This is a genomic window from Bacillus sp. TH30, assembly GCF_016650875.1.
GTDB classification, from domain to species: Bacteria; Bacillota; Bacilli; order Bacillales; family Bacillaceae_G; genus Bacillus_A; species Bacillus_A mycoides.
The window spans coordinates 2,870,975-2,893,292 of the sequence record NZ_JAEKEY010000002.1 but is presented as its reverse complement, the minus strand read 5'-3'; the positions used below and the strand labels follow the sequence as shown (position 1 = coordinate 2,893,292).

The following is a 22,318-nucleotide window of genomic DNA, read 5'->3' as shown; positions in this document are numbered from 1 at the left end:
TTTGAATTGATATTCCAAAGGGGGCTTCATTCAATGACTGTAATTACAAAACTAAAGCAAACTGTTTCTGGATTAAAAAGTGCACAAGCTAGCTTAGAGGGATTCGCTCTTGATACGGATAACCAACAAGCAAAGCAACTTTTCCAAACAGCTGCGCAGCAAACACAAACAATTATCGATTCTTTAAACCCGCGTGTTGAAGAAGTCCAGCAAGAAGAACCACAATATACACAGCAATAACCAAAAGTGCCATTTCATCTAATGGTACACAATTTGAGAAAAAGGATGATATGCAATCATCCTTTTTCTCTCACATTACATACTGCAATAGAAATGGAATGATTATAATGCGAAAACTTGGAATCATAACCGCGTTATTTATGCTCCTATTCGGTTCACTTACCGGATGTGATAATAGCCCGTTAGATAAAAAAGTAAAGAAAGAAGAAGCTAAGCGGGCAGATGAGAAAAAGGGCCCTAAATTAACAAAAATGAGTACAGAATCCTTTAATCAATCTATATCGCAAGACGCTAAGAAAAAAGCTCTTGCTATGGAGGGAATTATAGAAGCTACCGCAGTTAATACAAATTTAGATCTTTACATAGCCATCAAACCTGAACATCACGAAAGATTTGGTTTAAAACCTTTACGAAGTAAATTAAAAAAGAAGCTAAGTGATGAAAACCCTACTTTCGATATTCGTGTAAGTACAGACAAAAAGATTTTTATGCTCATAGAAGAACTTGAAAACAAAATTAAGAACAAGAAAATAAGCAAGGATGGCATTAAAGATCAATTGAAACTCATTCAATCAGAAATGGGATCTAATATTTAAGTTTTCTAAAAGAGAAGGAAGGATTCAAATGTCTAGTAAAGATAAAAATTTAACACCTGTGCAACAAGAATATAAAAAATTTGAACAACAGCGCGAACCGAAGCGCCCCGTTTTAAAAAATTGTATAAAAGCTTTTTTCGTCGGGGGATTCATTTGTCTAATAGGCCAACTGATTTCCACCTTTTATATTACGTACTTTGATTTCACTGAAAGATCTGCCGGGAACCCTACTGTTGCAACTCTTATTTTTATTTCTATGCTACTGACGGGATTTGGCGTCTACGATCGCCTCGGACAATTTGCTGGTGCTGGTACCGCAGTTCCCGTTACTGGATTTGGTAACTCTGTTATTGCCGCGTGTATTGAACACCGTACAGAAGGGTTCGTTCTCGGCGTTGGTGGTAACATGTTTAAACTAGCAGGATCGGTCATCTTATTTGGCGTATTTTCAGCTTTTGTCATCGCTCTTATTAAAACGATTCTCTTTCAATGGGGAGGGCTGTAAATGTTACAAGGACACCGAACATGGGTATTCGAAAACAAACCAGTTATCATCTCAACAGGTGTAGTCGGTGGCCCATTTGAGGCAAATGGAAAAATTCCTGAAGACTTCGATACCCTGCATGAAGATTTATGGCTCGGACAAGATTCTTACGAAAAGGCGCATAAAATTTTATTTGAAGAAGCTTGTAGCCGCGCTACCGAAAAGGCAAAGCTCCGTAAAGACGATATTCAATTCGTACTCGCAGGGGATTTAATTAACCAAATAACTCCAACGAGCTTTGCATGCCGCACACTCGGAACACCTTATCTCGGTTTATTCGGCGCCTGTTCTACCTCTATGGAAGGCTTAGCACTCGGCGCAAGTATCGTAAATGCAAAAGGTGCAAAGTATTTATTAACTGGGGCATCAAGTCATAACGCTGCGGTAGAAAAACAATTCCGCTATCCAACTGAATATGGTGGTCAAAAACCTCCTACGGCTCAGTGGACAGTGACCGGTGCAGGCGCGGCTATTTTAAGCGACACTGGATATGGTCCACAAGTAACATCGGCCACCATTGGACGAGTTATTGATATGGGACTAACAGATCCTTTTAATATGGGTGGTGCGATGGCCCCAGCTGCTGTCGATACGATTGAAGCTCATTTACGCGAACGACAAATTGACGCCTCTTATTACGACTTAATCGTAACAGGTGACCTTGGACATGTCGGTCGCGAAATCGCTTACGACCTACTACATAAACATGGAACAAAGGTAAAGAGCGAGCAATTTCAAGATTGCGGAATCATCATTTATAGAGAAGGTCAACCTGTCATAGCTGGTGGAAGTGGTCCAGGCTGTTCAGCAACAGTCGTATACGGACATTTATTAAACCGAATGAAAAGAGGAGAATTCAAGAAAATACTTGTCGTTGCGACAGGCGCTTTACTATCTCCACTTACATTCCAACAAGAAGAAACGATTCCGTGTATCGCTCACGCTGTTTCGATTGAATTTGGAGGTGCAACGCAATGATTTTTTTCTGGGCTTTCGTCATTGGTGGACTCATATGCGTAATCGGACAGCTTATGTTTGATGTCGGCAAACTAACCCCCGCTCATACGATGGCAACACTCGTTGTTGCTGGAGCTATATTAGATGGATTCAATCTGTATGAACCATTAATCGACTTTGCAGGCGCTGGGGCAACTGTACCTATTACAAGTTTCGGTAATGCCCTCGTTCATGGCGCGATGGAGGAAGCAGCCAAACATGGCATCGTCGGCGTTATTACCGGCATGTTTAAAGTAACGAGTGCTGGTGTATCAGCTGCCATTATTTTCGGCTTCATTGGAGCATTGCTATTCAAACCGAAAGGATAAGGTGTTCGTATGACAGTTATCGCTAGCGTTAAAACCTGCCTTGCCAGTGTAAGGGGCGCTCAAGCAAGTTTAAGCTCCCTTTCACTAAATTCACAGGACGCGGAATCAAAACGTGTATTTCATGAATGTATGTTAGAAATGGACAGCATCATCACCGATTTACAGAATAGAGTTTCAGTATTAGAACGTGAAGAACCTCAATATAAAGGGTTTTAAGTAGACTGGAGGAAATGACTATGTCTCACCTGCCGGAATGGACACTTGTCATTCTTCGCTCTGTATTCATATTAATTATTTTATTCGCTATTACGAAATGGTTAGGAAAAAGACAAATCTCTCAGCTCTCCTTTTTTGAATACATAGCCGGAATGACAATCGGTGACATCGCTGCCCAAGTATCTACAGGGCTTGATTCAAAATTTTTCCACGGCGTCTTTGCGATACTCATTTTCGCTGTGGTACCTTTTTTCACTGGAATCCTCTCTTTAAAGAACAAAACAGCTCGAGATTTTTTTGAAGGAAAATCTACCGTATTAATAAAAGATGGCAAAATACTTGAAGATAATTTAAAGAAAGAAAAGTATACAAGTGATGAATTACTTGAGCTTCTCAGAGGAAAAAATGCGTTCAGCGTAGCTGATGTTGAATTTGCTGTACTAGAACCGAGCGGTGAATTAAATGTATTATTAAAGAAAGATCGCCAACCACTTACAGCAAAAGATATCAGCTTAAAAGTGCCAAACGAAAAAGAACCGCAAACTGTTATTATGGATGGAAATGTACTAGATGAACCTCTTTCTGCTAGCGGGCATAATCGCGCTTGGTTACATTCTGAGCTAGAAAAACTCGGTGTTGTCATTGAAAATGTCTTTCTTGGTCAAGTTGATTCATACGGACAACTTACTATCGACATCTATAATGATAAACTCCAAATGCCTTCTCCTCAAAACAAGCCTTTACTATTGGCATCCTTAAAGAAATGCAATGCTGATCTTGAATTATTCTCTTTAGAAACGAAATCAAAATCAGCGAGTGATATGTATAGTAAAAACGCAAAACAAATCGAGAAAATCTTAAATAAAGTAACCTATTTGTTAAAAGAATAAAAAATGAAAGAACGCTTCTATACAAAAGGCGTTCTTTTGCCTTTCCCACACCATTAATCACGTTTAAATTTATGTAATTCGGTTATGATGTTGAAGATACATAAGCAGGGAATTTTAAAAACATAGCGAATAAATCATGATACAACTACATATTTTTTGATTTAAAGTGGTTTCGTTTGACCTTCATTGACCATAATTGTATTATAAGACTAAGAAAGCTTTTAAAGGAGGAAATAACAGATGAATTTAATTCCTACAGTAATTGAACAAACAAATCGTGGAGAACGCGCTTACGATATTTACTCTCGACTATTAAAGGATCGCATCATTATGCTTGGTAGCGCAATTGATGACAATGTAGCAAACTCAATCGTTTCCCAGCTTTTATTCTTGGAATCTCAAGATCCAGAAAAAGATATTCACATTTACATCAACAGCCCTGGTGGTTCTATCACAGCTGGTATGGCAATTTACGATACAATGCAGTTTATTAAACCACAAGTATCAACAATCTGTATCGGTATGGCTGCATCTATGGGTGCATTCTTACTTGCAGCAGGTGAAAAAGGAAAACGTTACGCACTTCCAAACAGTGAAGTTATGATTCACCAACCACTTGGCGGAGCACAAGGTCAAGCGACTGAAATCGAAATCGCTGCAAAACGTATCCTATTCTTACGTGAAAAATTAAACCAAATTCTTGCTGACCGCACAGGTCAACCACTTGAAGTTCTACAACGCGACACAGACCGCGACAACTTCATGACAGCAGAAAGAGCTCTAGAATACGGCTTAATCGATAAGATCTTTACAAATCGTTAATACACTTAAAAGCGGAGGCGGCTCGTTTAGAACAGGAGGAAGTTGGAACCCCTGATTCCGAGGCGCCTTTTGCCTCGAATGAAGGGGTGAAACGACCGACTGTTCTAGCCGCCGGAGCTGGATAGAATTTAAAGCGGAAGTGGCTCGTTCAGAATCGCAGGGCGCCTAAGCCCCTGATTCCGAGGCGCTTTTTGCCTCGAATGAAGGGGCGAAACGACCGGAGATTCTAGCCGCTGGAGCTGGATACATCTAAAAGCGGAAGCGCCCTATTACAGGGCGCTTTTTTTATTATGTACAAGGGTATCACATACCCCACCTAGTATCTAATCCAATATATCGGTGATTTTTCAATTTTATCGACCACAACTCAAATTATATCGGCGTTTCGACACAACTTATCGACTTACCGACAATTTCCGACAAGTGCGAACCAGCTATATACCCACCGATCATTCGTTACCGCACCAACCACGCACCCCACAAACAGAAAAATAAAAAAAGCTATCGCACATTCGCGATAACCCTTTATTGTACATATGCAGTTAATGCTTCCAAAGCCTCTTCTGCATCTGAACCTTCTGTTGTGATTGTAATCATGCTACCAGTTCCGATTGCTAAGCTCATAATCCCCATTATGCTCTTTGCATTCACTGTCTTTCCATCTTTCTCGATGAAGATATCCGCATGAAAGCGATTTGCCTCTTGTACAAACAACGCAGCCGGACGTGCTTGTAAGCCGTTTTTTAATGCTACTTTAACCAGTTTTTGAACCACAGCTCCATTTCCCCTTTAACCTTTTATTTTTTTGCTACTGTTTCCCCCGCGCGTAATTTCTCTGCAATTTCATCGATTTTACGCAAACGATGATTAATACCCGATTTACTAATTTTCCCCCCGGATACCATCTCACCTAACTCTTTCAATGTTACATCTTGATAATCTCTTCGTAACTGTGCAATTTCTCTTAATTTATCTGGCAAAATATCAAGCCCAACCGTCTCATCAATATAGCGGATGTTCTCAATTTGCCTTAGCGCTGCACCAATTGTTTTATTTAAATTAGCTGTTTCGCAGTTAACTAAACGATTTACTGAATTACGCATATCGCGAACAATTCGAATATCTTCAAATCTTAAAAGTGCATTATGAGCACCTATAATATTTAAAAACTCTGTAATTTTTTCAGCTTCTTTCAAATACGTAATGTACCCTTTTCTTCTTTCCAACGTCTTACTATTTAAATCAAATCCGTTCATCAGTTCACATATAGAATCATTATGTTCCTTATATAACGAAAAGATCTCTAAATGATAAGATGATGTTTCTGGGTTATTTACTGAACCACCTGCTAAAAATGCACCGCGTAAATACGATCGTTTACAACATTTCTTTTCGATTAATTCCTGCGATATATTTCGAATAAACGAAAAGTCATCTCGAACAATGTGAAGATCTGCTAATATTTCGCGAGACTTCTCAACAAGCCGCACGATATATACATTATTTTTCTTCAATCGCATTTTTTTACGAACAAGTAATTCTACCGTCACATCATATCCTTTTTTCAAAAGCGTATAAATCCTTCTTGCAATTGCTGCATTTTCCGTTTGAATATCGATAGATAGGCGACGGTTTGAAAAAGAAAGCGATCCGTTCATTCGAAGCAACGCCGATAATTCTGATTTCTCGCAGCATTCCTTCATTTCAAGGTTGGTCAACTCTTTCTTTGTTTCTGATGCAAATGACACAGTCAACACCTCCTTATACTATTACTTTGGAACAAAAATCTTGTCCTATATGAATGAGGAGCGTTACCTCAAATGAGGCAACGCACATTTATAACAATGAATATAAAATAGAAGCTAACTTTAATGTATCATGTCTTACAACACGATCATCATATTTCGCTAATCGATCTTGGATGATTTCGATATTATGTTCAGCAAAACGATTTGTATCCAGTGCCACTGGTTCCGACATCTCTTCCTCATATAACTTACGTAATTCACGAGGAATATCACGATTATTTACAATCGCAGTGTCGATAAATGGTTTACCTAAATGATCATGTAACGCCTGCACATGATCAAACGCAGTATAACCCTTCGTTTCGCCCGCTTGCGTCATAACATTACATACATATACCTTCTTCGCTTTTGCAGCAAGAACAGCGTCTCCAATTTTGTTAACGACTAAATTCGGTAATATACTTGTGTACAGACTTCCTGGACCGAAAACAAGCAAATCAGCTCGTTTAATTTCCGTCAACGTTTCACATAACGGTTCTACATCTTCTGGAGTTAAAAAGACACGATTAATCTTCTTCCCGAAATGAGGAATCTTTGATTCACCTGTTACAATTTCTCCATCTTCTAATTCTGCATGAAGTACCGCACTTTGATTCGCTGCTGGTAATACACGTCCTCTGACATTTAATACTTTACTCGTTTCCGTAATCGCGTGGTAAAAGTCTCCTGTAATCGAAGTCATACCTGCCAATAGTAAATTCCCTAACGCATGCCCTTTCAGTCCGTCTCCAGTTGTAAAACGGTGCTGAAATAAAGCTTCCACTAATGGTTCTACATCCGATAACGCAACAAGTACGTTACGAATATCACCTGGAGGTGGAATTTCTAGCTCATCACGTAGTCTACCTGAACTGCCTCCATCGTCGGCTACTGTTACAACTGCTGTAATATCAACAGGATATTGTTTTAATCCCCTTAATAAAACAGAAAGTCCAGTTCCACCTCCCATGATAACAATTTTAGGTTTTCTCTCTTTTTTCATCCCTTAATGGCCCTTTCTCTTCTCCACATCACGATGAGATACATGAACGCTATACTCTGGTTTCAAATGTTTCCCAAGGTACTCTGTAAGCGTAACAGAACGATGTTGCCCACCTGTACATCCAATCGCAATTACAAGTTGACTCTTACCCTCTCTTTTATAATGAGGCAGCATGAAAGTGATAAGATCCGTCAATTTCTCTAAAAACTTATGTGTTTCATTAAATTTCAACACATACGACGAAACTTCTTCATCCAGTCCTGTTAATGGCTTCATATGTGGAATATAATATGGATTTGGTAAAAAACGAACATCAAATACTAAATCAGCATCAATTGGAATTCCGTACTTAAATCCAAATGACATAACATTTACACGAAATGCTTGCTCAGTTTCTGTTGAGAATAAGTGAACAATTTTTTCTCGTAATTCTTTCGGTTTCAAATCAGATGTATCAAGCACAATATTCGCTCGTGCCTTCATATCAGTTAAGAGACCACGCTCAGCTTCAATTCCCTTTAACGGCAAGCCAGTTGGCGCAAGTGGATGCGAACGTCTCGTTTCTTTATAACGAGTTACAAGTGTGCTATCTTTCGCATCTAAAAATAAAATATGAGGAATAATCCATGTACGTTCTGATAAATCATCAAGCGCTCCCCATAAATATTCAAAAAACTCTCGGCCACGTAAATCAATACCGAGTGCCACTTTATTCATTTTACCTTTTGAATCTGCCATAAGTTCAATAAACTTCGGCAATAACATCGGTGGTAAATTATCTACACAAAAATATCCTAAATCTTCAAAACTTTGTAACGCTACCGTCTTTCCAGCTCCAGACATCCCTGTAATAATTACCATTTTTATATCATTATTCTCTGTCATCGTATCCTCTCCTTGCAGGTTTAACTCGGATCTAATCGATATGAAAGCAACTCAAAATCTGGGGTATATACAAATGTACCGTAGATTATACCATTCCCTTTAATTAAATAATCAATAATGTGATAATCTCCTGGTGCCATTGCTAAATCATCAATTTTATCAAATGTATGCCAACCAATGATGCCTTCTTCGCTCTCTAATTTGTTTTCTCCTGCAAAATCTGTTGCTAAAAAGGAGAACATCATCCATTCAGAAACAACTTTATCACCTTCTTGGATGACAAAAGTGAAGACCCCTTTTAATGCTGGATTCTTTAAATAAATACCTGTTTCTTCACGATACTCGCGAACAACGGAATCTCTTACTGTCTCACCACGCTCCATTTTCCCGCCCGGTGCAACCCACCAATTCCGGCGAGGTTTTTGGAGTAAGAGTACTTCATTATCTCTAATTAACACACAGTTTGTCACTCTTTGCATGTTTCTTCACCTCAGCTACTTGCAGCAAAATTTCTCACTGCATACTCATTTCATTATACTATCAAAAACAGTTTGCTACAACGAAGGTGCCAGTCCCCTTTCGCTAAGCAATTGTAAAAATTCGTTCTATAACAAGCAATCAAAATACCTTACTTCCCATGAATAGCACATAAAAATCCCCTTAACGATTTTTATCGTTAAGGGGATTAAAACACTTATTTCTTACCGAAATAAGTAACAACCGCAAATCCTAAAATAAAAGTAATAATTGAACTTACAATTGAAATTCCACCAGTCGGAATGCCAGGGAACACAATGACAATCGACCCGATAACGAGCCCAATGATTGCCGCAAATGTCATACTTTTATAACGATCTAACAAATAACTAATTCCTTTACTACTTACAACAAATCCAGCCATCACGCCGGCACCGATAACCACGATTAACGGTAAATTGAGTGTAGTTAAAGCGTTAATTGCTGTCGGATACACACCAATAATTAATAAAATAAACGATCCACTAATTCCAGGAAGAAGCATTGCCATACTAGCCATCCATCCTGCGAAAAATAAACCAATTGCATTTAAAATTGTTAACGTCGTAATCGGATCAGCTGCCTTATCTGGTTTAAAGAATGCTGTTATTGCAACAAGAATTGCTGCAATTATTAACAGGGCAATATGACTACCTTTAAACGTTGCCTTTGCATCAGCTTCTCTCATTAACATCGGTAATATACTAATAATTAAACCGAGAAAGAAAAATTGAGTCGGTTCATAATGATTTGCTAATAAATATTTAATAACGTGACTTAACGTTAGAAAAGCTGCCGCTACACCAGCTGCAAGTGGGATTAAAAACGCTAAATGTTTTTTCCATTCACGACTAAAAAATCCGCTAATTGCTGCGAGCAATTGTTCATAAATTCCCAACACAACAGCGATTGTTCCGCCGCTCACACCAGGAATTAAATCACTAACGCCCATACAAAATCCACGATATATATTACGCCATTCCATACTGAATAAATTCCTCATTTCTTATAATGATTTTTCCCGTAAATTCTAGTATAACAATAAGAATCATTATATTCTTAATTGTTTTTGACAATAGTTTGACATTTGGACAAAAAAAGAAAGCCACCTATCGGTAGCTTTCTTCTCAAAAGGAAAAATAACCTTATTTTTCTGTTACAGTCTTTAGTTCCTCTACTAACTCTTCTATATAATGCTGTGCACTCTGCGCTGCAATACTACCATCGCCTGTTGCCGTTACAATTTGACGAAGCATTTTTTCACGAACATCACCAGCTGCGAAAATACCAGGAACTTTCGTTTCCATACGCTCGTTCGTTTCAACATAACCATTTTCATTTGTAATACCTAGCTCAACAAACGGTTTTGATAATGGTAACATACCGATGTATATGAAAACGCCGTCAGTTTTAACTTCTTGTTCTTCTCCGCTGTTTACATCTACAAGTGTTACGCTTCCTACTTTACCATTTGCATCGTTAATTTCTTTTATAGTGTGATTCCAAATGAAATCTACTTTCTCATTTTGGAAAGCACGATCTTGTAAAATTTTCTGTGCACGAAGAGTGTCACGACGGTGAACGATCGTTACTTTTGATGCGAAGCGTGTTAAGAACACACCCTCTTCCACAGCAGAATCTCCGCCGCCAATAACAACAAGTTCTTTCCCTTTAAAGAATGCACCATCACATACTGCACAATATGATACACCGCGGCCGCCAAGTTCTGTTTCACCTGGCACACCAATTTTTTTATACTCTGCACCGCTTGCAACGATAATTGCACGTGCTTTATATTCTTTTTTACCAGCAATAATTGTTTTGTACTCTTTACCATCGATGATTGCTTTCACATCACCGTATGCATATTCAGCACCAAATTTCTTCGCATGCTCAAACATTTTATTTGATAAGTCTGGTCCTAAAATAGACTCATAACCTGGATAGTTCTCTACATCTTCTGTATTTGCCATTTGTCCACCTGGAATACCACGCTCAAGCATCAGTGTGCTTAAATTCGCACGAGATGTATATACCGCAGCTGTCATACCAGCTGGTCCTGCACCAATAATAATGACATCATAAATTTTTTCTTCTGACACACTATTCACTCCCATTCATTCATACACATTAAGTTACCCTCATTATACTGTTAGCATCATTTTTTTCCCAATGATTTGCCTACCCTACGTGTGCGTGCGCTTAACAGCCTGCACATACTTTCGTACAGTCGCTACAGATACATTATATACATCACCAAGCTCTGCCTGTGTCATCTTATTTCTTTGTTCGCCGCGCACAATGTATTCAATTGCCGCTGACCAACCGTACACATTTGTAAAAGTCGCTCCAGATGTATATAAACGTATGAACGTACAAAACCAAAAATTCAAACACTCCTCGATTAATTCATCGTCTTTTTTCGTATAATTGTATAATGCATCCGCGATTCGTACGCACTTTTCAAATTGCTGTAAATCAGCTGGGATGCTTTTATGACTATTAAGTAAAAAGAAATATTTTGCAAGTTGCGATACGATTGGAACACCATTTTTCGCTTGCGTTACATCAAAGAAGAATCCAACCTTCTCTGGTGTTGACAATTCATTCATTAAATATAAAGCTAGCATTTTCTCTTCTAGCGTCGTACTTTGCTGAAATGATTTTCGTAACTCTTCAAATAAAAGATTTTGTCCTTCATCTGCTAAATTCAGTGCATTCCACGGTTCTTTTCCTTTTTTATCAGGATGCAATTCTACAACATGTTGCCACATTTTTTCAGCTACTTGCTGTTCCTTCACCATATACGCAGAGTATGCAAACCAGTAATAAAAACTGACGTCTCCTTCGTACCCTTGACGCTTTAATACTTTGAACCATTTATATGCAGGTTCAAAATGACTAATTGTTGCAAGCGTTGTTCCAAGTTTCAAACGATGCTCAAATGAAATTGGATATAGCGAACCTAACTGCCCCGCTAATGACTCTACTTGCTTATGCTCTCCAATTGAATATAGAAAAATAAGCGTATTACAAAGCGCATGCATATTACCAGGATTTTTCTCTAAAATCATTTCTGTTAGCTTAAGCGCTTGATCTACATTACCTGATTGAAAATGTGCAATCGCTAAATTATTATGTCCTGACCAAAATTCTGGATATTCTTTCGTAACAACTTCTAGTGTAGCAATCGCCTCTTCTAATTGTCCGTTACGAATGTAGCGGTTCGCTTCTTCTTGCATAACAATTAGCTCATCTTCATCCTCAATCTCTTCCGCACCCATTGCATCTTCTTCCATAATCTCAAGCAATTCTAATGTATCTTCTACAAATTCCTTCTCTTCCGCAACTTCTAAATATCGCTCTGCATACTTCTTCGCCTGTTGAAACAAGCCCATATATGCATAATTATTTGAAATAAAATAATAGCATTGCTCAAGTTCAGGATTGGATCTAACAAGCTTTAGAAATATCTGATTCGACTCTTGATATTCACCAGATTCAGATAATGCTATTGCTAGTTGGCATAAAATAAACGGCTCCTTCTCGCTTTGTGCTGCTCTTCGAAAATATTTAATTGCATCTTGCAATTTTTGCCCTTTATAAGCCCTCATCCCTTTTTTATAAAAGAAGTCCGCTAACTGATTAAAAGAGATAACTTGTCCGTTCTCCTTATATATTCTTTGATTTTTCCCCATATATCCTCCAGTTTTTTGTTTTCTTCGTTCACACATTCTTCTATCTATAAGTATAAACGATTCCGTAAAAAACAAAACAGTATATTATAATCAATTATTTCCTTTTTATTCATAAAAAGAGAAGGGAAATGTTACATTTTTAACATCAACCTTCTCTAGTGGCCATTTCCTCTTTCGTATAAATAATACGCATCGGATTTCCGCCTACGAAAGCGCCGCCTGGTACATCTTTATGGACAAGTGTGCCTGCAGAAACGATAGCTCCATCTCCAATTGTCACACCTGGTAAAATTGTCGTATTCGCTCCAATCATAACTTCATTCCCTATGACGATTTCTCCGAGTCGATACTCACGAATTAAATATTCATGCGCTAAAAGCGTTGTATTATAGCCGATAATTGAATTTTCTCCCACAGTAATCTTTTCTGGAAACATAATATCTGGCATTACCATAAGTGCAAACGACGTTTTCTTTCCTACTTCCATCCGTAAAAACGTGCGATATAACCAATTCTTTACGGATAAAAATGGCGTGTAACGTGCGATTTGGATGATAATAAAGTTTTTCATCACCTTCCAAAAAGAAACTGTTTTATACACATTCCACAATGAATTTTCTCCTGAAACAGGATAGCGCGTTGTCCGTCGCACTGAACTCTCTCCTCTACTTATATAAAGTGACACTTTAACCGGCAGGAATCTTACTACCCGTTAATGCGGGACAAAATCGGTAGTAAATCACTCATTTTATCTAGCACATAATCTGGTTTATACGCTTCTAAATACGCTCTACCTTTCAATGTCCATGAAACCGCTACTGTTTTCGTACCTGCATTTTGTCCACCGACGATATCATGATGATTATCACCAACCATCAATGTTTCTTCTGGCTTTGCATCTAATAATTTCAATGCTTTTTGAAGTGGTTCTGGATGTGGTTTCACATGTTCCACATCATCAATCGTCACGACAACATCAAAAAACTGATCAAGTTTCGAAAGCTTTAATCCCATTTCAACCGTCTGTCTCGCTTTCGTTGTAACGATGCCGATCTTATAACCTTGCTTCTTCAATTCTTGAACCGTTTCATATACAGTTTCATACTCTTCCACTAATTCATCATGATGCTCATGATTAAATTGACGATAACATGTAATCATCTCTTCAACCTTACTTGCATCAATCTTACTAAAAGTATCATGCAAAGATGGACCGATAAATGGCAATACATCTTCACGCTTATACTGATTAGAATAATAGTGATTTAACGTATGTAAAAAAGAAGAGATAATAAGTTCATTTGTATTAATTAACGTTCCATCTAAATCAAATAACACTGTATTTATTTTCATCGTCCTTAATCCTTTCATTACCTGAATATGAAAGAAGCAGCATCTTATATAAGATGCTACTTTTCTCTAATTTTCTAAATATCTTTTATCAGCTTGCCCCATTTTTCGTCTCACAATAATGAAAATGATAGAAATAACAACAATTCCAATAGACATTACTTGTGCAATACGAAGTGGTCCTAACATTAAACTATCTGTACGCAAACCTTCTACGAAGAAGCGTCCCACTGAATACCAAATTAAATATGTGAAGAATAATTCACCACGGCGTAAATTCACTTTTCGTAACGCGAGTAGTAAAATAACACCTGCAAAGTTCCATAATGATTCATATAAAAACGTTGGGTGATAATACACACCATCAATGTACATTTGATTAATAATGAAATCTGGTAAATGAAGACCTTCTAAAAACTGTCTCGTTACTTCATCACCATGCGCCTCTTGGTTCATAAAGTTTCCCCATCGGCCAATTGCTTGTCCTAGTAAAATACTCGGCGCAGCAATATCCGCTAACTTCCAGAATGAAAGCCCGCGTCGTTTCGCAAAAAGGATTCCTGTAATAACAGCCCCGATTAAACCACCATGAATCGCCAAACCACCTTGACGAATATTAATAATTTGACTCGGATTTTGCGAATAATATTCCCATTCAAAAACGACATAATACATTCTCGCAAAAAGAATGGCAATTGGTACTGCGATTAATACAAGGTCGATAAATGTATCTTTGTGAATACCAAGCCTTTCTCCCTCGCGAGTTGCTAGCCAAAGACCTAATAGCACACCTGTACCGATAATAACCCCATACCAATAAACAGGGAACGGCCCAAGTTGGACTGCTATACGGTCAAGCTGTGGTACAGAACCTAACAGCATATATATGACCTCCCTCTCCAGAGTCTACTCTTGATTTCCTAACTCAATCGCACTCATTAATCGTTCAGAGAACTGTTGTGCCGCATTGACTCCCATACGTTTTAATCTGAAGTTCATCGCTGCTACTTCAATAATAACAGCCAAGTTTCGACCAGGACGAACTGGAAGTGTAATCTTCGTAAGTTCTGTATCAATAATCTTCATCTTCTCTTCATCAAGACCTAAGCGATCATAATTTTTCTTTTGATCCCAAATTTCAAGATTAATAACAAGTGTAATACGTTTATAATTTCGTACTGCCCCTGCACCGAATAACGTCATTACGTTAATGATACCTAGACCACGAATTTCTAATAAGTGCTCAATTAAATCAGGTGAGCTCCCTACTAATGTATCTTCATCTTCTTGACGAATTTCTACGCTATCATCCGCAACAAGGCGGTGACCACGCTTTACAAGTTCAAGCGCTGTCTCACTTTTCCCGACACCACTTTGACCTGTAATTAAAACACCAACACCATAAATATCTACTAACACACCATGAACAGCTGTTGTTGGTGCTAACTTACCTTCTAAATAGTTTGTTAAACGACTTGATAATCTCGTTGTCGTTTGAGCAGAACGTAATAAAGGCACGCCTGATTCACGTGATGCTTGTAATAACTCATCCGGTACATCTTGATTACGAGTTACAATAATACAAGGCGTCTCCTCAGTACAAAGCGCTTTCATTCTCTCTTGCTTTTGCTCTGTCGTTAACGTATCAAAGAACGTAAGCTCCGTTTTCCCAAGAAGCTGCACGCGATCAGCTGGATAATATGTAAAAAATCCTGCCATTTCAATTCCAGGTCGCGATAAATCACTCGTATCAATCGGACGATGAATCCCTTCTTCACCACTTACTAACTCCAATTGAAATTGTTCAATTAAATCTTTTGTCCTTACTTTCGGCATATGTATAAACCTCCACTCCGCTGCGGGTTCAGTCTCATTTGATGTAAAATTCTATTCTATCGGATATTGTACCATTTTTTTCTGGAAACAAGAAACTCGGTTTCTAATAAATAGAAAAAAACATTTCATATGAATCATGAAATGTTTTTCTTTTTGTCATTTTCTCTTTTTTTCATGTAATGGTTCAACAATTACTTTTTCAATTATCATATTAAAAATAGAAATACAAATTGCCGCAACAATCGCTACACCAAATCCAGATATATTAAAGGCGTCCCCTAATAACGAATCCGTCATCTTTAACGTAATCGCATTAATAACAATTAAGAAGAAACCGAAAGTTATAAGAGTAATCGGTAGCGTAATTAAGATTAAAAGCGGCTTTACAAATACGTTTAAAATCGCCAATATAATACTCGCAATAATTGCAGTTTGTATATTTGCTATGTAAAATGCGTCTGGTGCAACCCCTTTTAAAAGTCCGGATACAGCGATTAACACAACGCTATTTACAAGAAGTGATACAATCCATCTCATTTCCTTACACATCCTTTTAACATATATATTTCATCATACGCTAATAGACAATAAACGCAAGTAACATACATACACTTATATCAACTTATTCTATCCTTCATGCTTGTATACCTATTAACATTTCCTTGTAAAATAAGGTCCACACCATCTATGTTCATGAGTTTTCACAAAGGTCCAAGTGAAATTTTCATCTACAATATAGATATCGCCTTTATACGCATCGTCTGTCTCACGTAATATATCATCCATACGTAATAAACTCGCATCCTTTATTAGCAGTACTTCATCACAATGTTGAAAGAAGATGTAACACTCCTTTTTCATCTCATTATGAAACATATCCTCCGCTTCTTTACCTTCTAAACACTTTTTCTTTTCATAACTAAATATGTGCCACAAGTAACCACAGCTATATTTATCCCCATATAAATGAATCTCTTCTTTCTCTTCATAACTCAAATGATTCGCAAAGTTATCCTCCCAGCGTTTTCTAAAGTATACGCCCCACTTTTGAAATTCTCTTACCTTCATATTTTTCTTTCTCAATACCTCTATAAACTCCATTTTCTCCCCCTATAAAATAAAAACCGAGTACAATTCCCACTCGGTTTTTATTAACAACTTATTGTGATAACTCTACTTCTTTTATTTTCTCTTTCATTCTTGCTTTATCACGATCTAAAATCTCTTTTAAATACTTACCTGTATAAGAGCGCTCTTCTTTCACTACTTGCTCTGGCGTTCCGGAAGCAACGATTTGTCCGCCTTTGTCTCCGCCTTCTGGTCCAAGGTCAATAATATAATCAGCTGTTTTAATAACATCTAAATTATGCTCAATTACAAGTACCGTCTCACCACTCTCAACAAGACGTTGCAACACTTCTAGAAGGCGTGCAATATCATGTGCATGTAAGCCAGTCGTTGGCTCATCTAAAATGTATAACGTACGCCCTGTAGAACGACGATGTAATTCAGAAGCTAATTTCACACGCTGCGCCTCACCACCTGATAACGTCGTAGCTGGTTGTCCTAATTTCATATAACCAAGCCCTACATCTACAAGAGTTTGAAGTTTACGCTTAATTTTCGGGATATTAGCAAAGAACTCTACCCCATCTTCAATTGTCATCCCTAACACTTCAGAAATATTCTTATCTTTATATTTCACTTCTAACGTTTCACGGTTGTAACGTTTACCGTGACAAACTTCACATGGAACATACACGTCTGGTAAGAAATGCATTTCGATTTTAATAATTCCATCACCGCGGCACGCTTCACAACGGCCGCCTTTTACGTTAAAGCTGAAACGTCCTTTTTGATACCCACGTACTTTCGCTTCATTCGTGTGCGCAAATACATCACGAATATCATCAAATACGCCAGTGTATGTCGCCGGATTTGAACGTGGTGTACGCCCGATTGGTGATTGATCAATATCAATAACTTTATCTAACTGCTCAAGACCTTTAATTTCTTTATGAGCCCCTGGCTTTGCTTTCGCTTTATATAGCTTTTGAGCTAATGATTTGTATAGTACTTCATTAATTATCGTACTTTTTCCAGAGCCCGATACGCCTGTTACTGCTACAAATGTTCCTAGGGGGAATGACATTTTCGCATTCTTTAAGTTATTTTCTTTCGCACCGACAATCTCCACTTTACGTCCGTCACCTTTACGTCTTTCAAGTGGTACCGGAATAAACTCTTTACCGCTTAAATATTTCCCAGTTAATGAATTCTCGTCTTGCATAACTTCAGCTGGTGTACCTGCTGATACAACTTGACCACCATGAATACCTGCACCAGGTCCGATATCAAGTAAATAATCAGCAGCCATCATCGTATCTTCATCATGCTCAACAACAATTAACGTATTTCCTAAATCACGCATTTCCTGCAATGTACGAATAAGACGATCATTATCACGCTGATGCAAACCAATAGAAGGCTCATCAAGAATGTAAAGTACGCCAGTAAGGCGAGAACCAATTTGTGTCGCTAAACGAATACGCTGCGCCTCACCACCTGATAAAGTTCCTGCGGCACGACTTAACGTTAAATAATCTAAACCGACGTTCACTAAGAACCCAACACGTTCCTGAATTTCTCTTAAAATTAAATGAGCAATTTTTTGTTGTTTCTCCGTTAACTCAACAGTTGAGAAGAACTCCTGTACTTCTTGAACAGAATATTTCGTTACATCGGCAATCGTTTTATCACCAACGAAAACAGCTAAACTCTCAGGCTTTAAGCGTCCACCTTTACACTTCGGACAAGCTTGCTCTGCCATATATTTCTCCATTTGCTCACGAATATAATCAGAACTCGTCTCACGATAACGACGCTCAATATTCGGAATAACACCTTCAAATAAAATCTCATTTTCCTTTACTTGACCAAATTCATTCACATAGCGGAAATAAAGCTTCTCTTCCCCGCTTCCGTACAGCACTTTATCAAATAAATCCTTCGGTATATCTTTCACCGGCATATCCATATCGATGCCGTAATGATTACACACAGATTTTAATAATTGCGGGTAATATTGTGAACTTGTCGGTTCCCAAGGAGCAATCGCATGTTCATTTAATGATACATCCCAGTTCGGAATAACAAGTTCTAAATCTACCTCTAACTTCGATCCAAGTCCATCACAAGAAGGACACGCACCGAACGGACTATTAAACGAGAACATACGCGGCTCTAATTCTCCGATTGAAAAACCACAATGTGGACAAGCATGATGTTCACTAAATAGAAGTTCTTCCTCTCCCATTACATCGATTAAAACTCGGCCCCCGCCAAGCTTTAAAGCACTTTCTAGTGAATCTGCAAGTCGGCTTGCAATTCCTTCTTTCACAACAATACGGTCAATAACAACTTCAATTGAATGCTTCTTATTTTTTTCTAAAGTAATCTCTTCCGATACATCCAGCATCTCTCCATCAACGCGCACACGAACATAACCTTGCTTCTTAATATCTTCTAATACTTTCGCATGCGCACCTTTACGCCCTGACACGATAGGCGCTAGCACTTGCAACTTCGTACGTTCAGGATATTCAAGAACACGGTCTACCATCTGTTCCACTGTTTGTGATGTAATTTCAATTCCATGATTCGGACAAATCGGCGTACCAATTCGTGCGAATAATAAACGTAAATAATCATAAATCTCCGTTACCGTTCCAACCGTTGAACGAGGATTACGACTCGTCGTTTTTTGATCAATTGAAATCGCTGGAGATAAACCTTCAATCATATCAACATCCGGCTTATCCATTTGCCCTAAAAACTGGCGCGCATACGCAGATAAAGATTCCACGTATCTACGCTGTCCTTCTGCATAAATCGTATCGAATGCTAACGATGATTTCCCCGAACCAGACAATCCCGTCACAACAACAAGCTGATTTCTCGGAATGGTTACGTCAATATTTTTTAAATTATGCGCTCTAGCACCTTTTACAACAATAAAATCTTTACTCACTCTTTTCACCCTTCCGCTTTTAATTCTAATAGTAAATCTCTTAATTCAGCTGCACGCTCGAAATCTAATGCCTTTGCTGCTTCTTTCATCTCTGCTTCCATCTTCGCAATTGTATTTTCACGTTCTTTTTTCGTCATCTTCTTAGCTGATGTTGCTTCATATATTTCCGTATCCTCAGCTGCTGTTGTCGCACGAATAACGTCACGTACTCCTTTTTGAATCGTTTTCGGCGTAATACCATGCTTTTCATTGTAAGCTTCTTGTATACTACGACGACGCTGTGTTTCTTCAATTGCAATTCCCATTGATCTCGTTATGCGATCTGCGTACATAATAACGCGGCCGTTTGCATTACGCGCCGCACGACCAATTGTTTGAATTAATGAACGCTCTGAACGTAAGAAACCTTCCTTATCAGCATCTAAAATGGCTACAAGTGATACTTCTGGAATATCTAATCCTTCTCGTAATAAGTTAATACCGACAAGTACATCAAACTTACCAAGGCGAAGATCACGAATAATTTCAATACGCTCTAATGTTTTAATTTCAGAATGAAGATAATTCACTTTAACTCCTACATCTTTTAAATAGTCCGTTAAATCCTCTGACATTTTCTTCGTTAAAGTCGTAATTAATACACGTTCATTTTTCGCAATCCGGTCATGGATTTCTCCTAATAAATCATCTATTTGTCCTTCAATTGGTCGTATATCAATTGGTGGATCTAAAAGCCCTGTTGGACGAATAATTTGTTCTATTGCTTTCGGTGACTGCTCTAACTCGTACGGTCCTGGCGTTGCCGAAACGTAAATAACTTGATTCGTTTTCTCTTCAAACTCATCAAACGTGAGCGGTCTATTATCTAAAGCTGATGGCAGACGGAATCCATGATCAACAAGCACTTGCTTACGTGCTTGGTCCCCGTTATACATCGCTCTTACTTGCGGAACCGATACGTGCGACTCATCCATAACGATTAAGAAATCCTCTGGAAAATAATCTAAAAGCGTATACGGCGTTGAACCTGCTGGACGAAGTGTTAAATGACGGGAATAGTTTTCAATCCCTGAACAAAAGCCCATCTCGCGCATCATTTCTAAATCATAACGCGTTCGCTGTTCTATGCGCTGCGCCTCTAACAACTTACCGTTATCATTTAATTCTTTTAAACGCTCTTCTAATTCTTTTTCGATATTTTCAATAGCGACCTTCAGCTTTTCTTCACGTGTAACGAAGTGAGATGCCGGGAAGATTGCTACATGATCACGTTCTGCTAATACTTCACCCGTTAATGCATTTACTTCTCGAATACGATCTATTTCATCCCCAAAAAATTCAATTCGAATACAATGCTCATCAAGTGATGCGGGGAAGATTTCAACTACATCTCCGCGCACACGGAATGTACCACGCTTAAAATCAATATCATTACGTCCATACTGTACATCAACAAGTTCACGAAGCAATTGATTGCGGTCCTTTTCCATACCAACTCGAAGCGAAACAACTAACTCGCGGTATTCTTCCGGAGAACCTAAACCGTATATGCACGAAACACTCGCAACGATAATAACATCATCTCGTTCAAATAAGGAAGACGTTGCCGAGTGGCGTAATTTATCAATTTCATCGTTAATTTGCGCATCTTTTTCAATAAACGTATCCGTATGTGGTACGTACGCTTCCGGCTGATAATAATCGTAATAACTAACAAAATACTCCACAGAATTGTTAGGAAAGAAATCTTTCAGCTCACTATATAACTGTCCTGCTAACGTTTTATTATGAGCCATTACAAGTGTTGGCTTCTGCACTTCTTTAATGACATTTGAAATCGTAAATGTCTTACCCGTTCCTGTCGCTCCAAGCAACACTTGCTTTTTCTTTCCACTATTAATTCCCTCTACAAGCTTCTCTATCGCTCCCGGCTGATCACCTTGCGGGGAATACTCTGAGATAATTTCAAATGGATGTTCCAACTAAAAACCGACCTCCTCATAAAAATCTGTATTATTATTTTACCACGAATGCCCATAAAAAACCTAAAAAAACGAACAGATATTCGGTAAAATTTTCGACAAGTTATATATAGAAAAAGGAAGGAATAAATACTTCCTTCCTCTACTAACTCTATTTTTTAAGTACATATAATAAGTCATATCCATTGCGCCCATTTTCATTCGTACAATCTATTAACCTATATGCCGTTTCTGATTCACGTTGCTCTTTAACAATCCTTTTACAACTATCTTTATGTAACCCTTTATGGTCACCAGCAAATTGATCTTGTCTATTATCTAACACATAAAGTATATCTTTCTCACTATGCTCTAACGTTTGAAAAATCGGGTCACCTTCATGTGTATACTGTACAATTCTTATTTTATCAACTTCCCCTTGTTCCACATTCCAAACGAACTTCTCGAATTTATCTAGATTAGAAATTTCTGCCCCCTTTGCAACGACATCATTCTTCTTATCGATTGCACTGTTAGGTTGTGAACATGCTACTAAACTAAAGAGAAATAAGCATATAAAACCTGTTCTTTTTCCTATTGTTATCCTCTCCTATACAAA

25 protein-coding genes are annotated in these 22,318 nt (G+C 38.1%); 8 read left to right on the top strand and 17 right to left on the bottom strand.

Annotation, left to right across the window (positions count from 1 at the left end):
* Positions 1–33: 33 nt before the first annotated feature.
* The 8 genes from JFU20_RS16875 to clpP all read left to right on the top strand — a co-directional run bounded on the left by JFU20_RS16875 (position 34) and on the right by clpP (position 4,633).
* Complete coding sequence (locus JFU20_RS16875) at positions 34–240, top strand: DUF1657 domain-containing protein (protein ID WP_000216167.1); 207 nt, start codon at positions 34–36, stop codon at positions 238–240.
* A 107-nt stretch (positions 241–347) separates the two neighbouring features.
* Positions 348–836, top strand: coding sequence for a YhcN/YlaJ family sporulation lipoprotein (locus JFU20_RS16870; RefSeq protein ID WP_002016077.1), 489 nt, complete (start codon positions 348–350; stop codon positions 834–836).
* Positions 837–864: 28 nt separating this feature from the next.
* Positions 865–1,341, top strand: coding sequence for a stage V sporulation protein AC (gene spoVAC / locus JFU20_RS16865; protein ID WP_000095410.1), 477 nt, complete (start codon positions 865–867; stop codon positions 1,339–1,341).
* Entirely contained in the window at positions 1,342–2,358 is a 1,017-nt protein-coding gene (gene spoVAD, locus JFU20_RS16860; protein ID WP_000938981.1) for a stage V sporulation protein AD, read from the top strand. It begins immediately after the preceding gene.
* Complete coding sequence (spoVAE, locus tag JFU20_RS16855) at positions 2,355–2,705, top strand: stage V sporulation protein AE (protein ID WP_000575919.1); 351 nt, start codon at positions 2,355–2,357, stop codon at positions 2,703–2,705. The genes spoVAD and spoVAE overlap by 4 nt, the downstream gene beginning before the upstream one ends.
* Before the next feature lie 9 nt (positions 2,706–2,714).
* Entirely contained in the window at positions 2,715–2,921 is a 207-nt protein-coding gene (locus JFU20_RS16850) for a DUF1657 domain-containing protein (protein ID WP_002034728.1), read from the top strand.
* A gap of 20 nt (positions 2,922–2,941) precedes the next feature.
* The gene (locus JFU20_RS16845; RefSeq protein ID WP_002016080.1) at positions 2,942–3,811 is read left to right on the top strand and encodes a DUF421 domain-containing protein; all 870 of its coding nucleotides are present in this window, start codon (positions 2,942–2,944) and stop codon (positions 3,809–3,811) included.
* A gap of 240 nt (positions 3,812–4,051) precedes the next feature.
* Positions 4,052–4,633, top strand: coding sequence for an ATP-dependent Clp endopeptidase proteolytic subunit ClpP (clpP, locus tag JFU20_RS16840; protein WP_001049163.1), 582 nt, complete (start codon positions 4,052–4,054; stop codon positions 4,631–4,633).
* A gap of 525 nt (positions 4,634–5,158) precedes the next feature.
* Here clpP and JFU20_RS16835 read toward each other — a convergent pair.
* The 17 genes from JFU20_RS16835 to JFU20_RS16755 form a co-directional block, all read right to left on the bottom strand.
* Positions 5,159–5,407 (bottom strand): HPr family phosphocarrier protein, encoded by a 249-nt coding sequence (locus JFU20_RS16835; RefSeq protein WP_002016081.1) that lies wholly within the window; start codon positions 5,405–5,407, stop codon positions 5,159–5,161.
* 23 nt (positions 5,408–5,430) lie between these two features.
* A complete protein-coding gene (gene whiA, locus JFU20_RS16830) occupies positions 5,431–6,381 on the bottom strand; it encodes a DNA-binding protein WhiA (RefSeq protein ID WP_002016082.1) in 951 nt (316 codons plus the stop codon).
* Positions 6,382–6,469: 88 nt separating this feature from the next.
* A complete protein-coding gene (locus JFU20_RS16825) occupies positions 6,470–7,423 on the bottom strand; it encodes a gluconeogenesis factor YvcK family protein (RefSeq protein ID WP_002016083.1) in 954 nt (317 codons plus the stop codon).
* 3 nt (positions 7,424–7,426) lie between these two features.
* Positions 7,427–8,308 (bottom strand): RNase adapter RapZ, encoded by an 882-nt coding sequence (gene rapZ, locus JFU20_RS16820; protein WP_002016084.1) that lies wholly within the window; start codon positions 8,306–8,308, stop codon positions 7,427–7,429.
* A gap of 20 nt (positions 8,309–8,328) precedes the next feature.
* A complete protein-coding gene (locus JFU20_RS16815; RefSeq protein WP_001190080.1) occupies positions 8,329–8,787 on the bottom strand; it encodes an NUDIX hydrolase in 459 nt (152 codons plus the stop codon).
* Between the two features lie 215 nt (positions 8,788–9,002).
* Entirely contained in the window at positions 9,003–9,809 is an 807-nt protein-coding gene (locus JFU20_RS16810; RefSeq protein WP_002016085.1) for a DUF368 domain-containing protein, read from the bottom strand.
* A gap of 160 nt (positions 9,810–9,969) precedes the next feature.
* Entirely contained in the window at positions 9,970–10,926 is a 957-nt protein-coding gene (gene trxB, locus JFU20_RS16805; protein ID WP_002089563.1) for a thioredoxin-disulfide reductase, read from the bottom strand.
* Between the two features lie 84 nt (positions 10,927–11,010).
* On the bottom strand, positions 11,011–12,522 hold the full coding sequence (locus JFU20_RS16800; RefSeq protein ID WP_201038775.1) for a tetratricopeptide repeat protein: 1,512 nt from the start codon (positions 12,520–12,522) through the stop codon (positions 11,011–11,013).
* Positions 12,523–12,667: 145 nt separating this feature from the next.
* Positions 12,668–13,174 (bottom strand): acyltransferase, encoded by a 507-nt coding sequence (locus JFU20_RS16795; RefSeq protein WP_002129892.1) that lies wholly within the window; start codon positions 13,172–13,174, stop codon positions 12,668–12,670.
* 53 nt (positions 13,175–13,227) lie between these two features.
* Positions 13,228–13,875 carry a pyrophosphatase PpaX gene (ppaX, locus tag JFU20_RS16790; protein WP_002089567.1) on the bottom strand — a complete coding sequence of 216 codons (648 nt, stop codon included), beginning with the start codon at positions 13,873–13,875 and terminating at the stop codon, positions 13,228–13,230.
* A 66-nt stretch (positions 13,876–13,941) separates the two neighbouring features.
* Positions 13,942–14,754, bottom strand: coding sequence for a prolipoprotein diacylglyceryl transferase (gene lgt / locus JFU20_RS16785; RefSeq protein WP_002016090.1), 813 nt, complete (start codon positions 14,752–14,754; stop codon positions 13,942–13,944).
* Positions 14,755–14,778: 24 nt separating this feature from the next.
* Complete coding sequence (gene hprK / locus JFU20_RS16780) at positions 14,779–15,708, bottom strand: HPr(Ser) kinase/phosphatase (RefSeq protein ID WP_002016091.1); 930 nt, start codon at positions 15,706–15,708, stop codon at positions 14,779–14,781.
* A 156-nt stretch (positions 15,709–15,864) separates the two neighbouring features.
* Entirely contained in the window at positions 15,865–16,245 is a 381-nt protein-coding gene (locus JFU20_RS16775; RefSeq protein ID WP_002166471.1) for a phage holin family protein, read from the bottom strand.
* Between the two features lie 114 nt (positions 16,246–16,359).
* A complete protein-coding gene (locus JFU20_RS16770; protein WP_201038774.1) occupies positions 16,360–16,809 on the bottom strand; it encodes a DUF4275 family protein in 450 nt (149 codons plus the stop codon).
* Positions 16,810–16,867: 58 nt separating this feature from the next.
* Entirely contained in the window at positions 16,868–19,738 is a 2,871-nt protein-coding gene (gene uvrA / locus JFU20_RS16765) for an excinuclease ABC subunit UvrA (protein WP_002016096.1), read from the bottom strand.
* A 5-nt stretch (positions 19,739–19,743) separates the two neighbouring features.
* Positions 19,744–21,720 (bottom strand): excinuclease ABC subunit B, encoded by a 1,977-nt coding sequence (gene uvrB, locus JFU20_RS16760; protein WP_201038773.1) that lies wholly within the window; start codon positions 21,718–21,720, stop codon positions 19,744–19,746.
* A 151-nt stretch (positions 21,721–21,871) separates the two neighbouring features.
* Positions 21,872–22,303 (bottom strand): DUF4362 domain-containing protein, encoded by a 432-nt coding sequence (locus JFU20_RS16755; RefSeq protein WP_201039233.1) that lies wholly within the window; start codon positions 22,301–22,303, stop codon positions 21,872–21,874.
* Positions 22,304–22,318: the final 15 nt, after the last annotated feature.

Coding starts and splice junctions, on each gene's coding strand:
- JFU20_RS16770 (WP_201038774.1), bottom strand. CDS start 16,809: ATGGAGTTTATAGAGGTATTGAGAAAGAAAAATATGAAGGTAAGAGAA.
- ppaX (WP_002089567.1), bottom strand. CDS start 13,875: ATGAAAATAAATACAGTGTTATTTGATTTAGATGGAACGTTAATTAAT.
- JFU20_RS16775 (WP_002166471.1), bottom strand. CDS start 16,245: ATGAGATGGATTGTATCACTTCTTGTAAATAGCGTTGTGTTAATCGCT.
- JFU20_RS16815 (WP_001190080.1), bottom strand. CDS start 8,787: ATGCAAAGAGTGACAAACTGTGTGTTAATTAGAGATAATGAAGTACTC.
- spoVAD (WP_000938981.1), top strand. CDS start 1,342: ATGTTACAAGGACACCGAACATGGGTATTCGAAAACAAACCAGTTATC.
- JFU20_RS16825 (WP_002016083.1), bottom strand. CDS start 7,423: ATGAAAAAAGAGAGAAAACCTAAAATTGTTATCATGGGAGGTGGAACT.
- clpP (WP_001049163.1), top strand. CDS start 4,052: ATGAATTTAATTCCTACAGTAATTGAACAAACAAATCGTGGAGAACGC.
- JFU20_RS16875 (WP_000216167.1), top strand. CDS start 34: ATGACTGTAATTACAAAACTAAAGCAAACTGTTTCTGGATTAAAAAGT.
- JFU20_RS16870 (WP_002016077.1), top strand. CDS start 348: ATGCGAAAACTTGGAATCATAACCGCGTTATTTATGCTCCTATTCGGT.
- hprK (WP_002016091.1), bottom strand. CDS start 15,708: ATGCCGAAAGTAAGGACAAAAGATTTAATTGAACAATTTCAATTGGAG.
- lgt (WP_002016090.1), bottom strand. CDS start 14,754: ATGCTGTTAGGTTCTGTACCACAGCTTGACCGTATAGCAGTCCAACTT.
- JFU20_RS16810 (WP_002016085.1), bottom strand. CDS start 9,809: ATGGAATGGCGTAATATATATCGTGGATTTTGTATGGGCGTTAGTGAT.
- rapZ (WP_002016084.1), bottom strand. CDS start 8,308: ATGACAGAGAATAATGATATAAAAATGGTAATTATTACAGGGATGTCT.
- JFU20_RS16850 (WP_002034728.1), top strand. CDS start 2,715: ATGACAGTTATCGCTAGCGTTAAAACCTGCCTTGCCAGTGTAAGGGGC.
- JFU20_RS16800 (WP_201038775.1), bottom strand. CDS start 12,522: ATGGGGAAAAATCAAAGAATATATAAGGAGAACGGACAAGTTATCTCT.
- spoVAE (WP_000575919.1), top strand. CDS start 2,355: ATGATTTTTTTCTGGGCTTTCGTCATTGGTGGACTCATATGCGTAATC.
- JFU20_RS16845 (WP_002016080.1), top strand. CDS start 2,942: ATGTCTCACCTGCCGGAATGGACACTTGTCATTCTTCGCTCTGTATTC.
- spoVAC (WP_000095410.1), top strand. CDS start 865: ATGTCTAGTAAAGATAAAAATTTAACACCTGTGCAACAAGAATATAAA.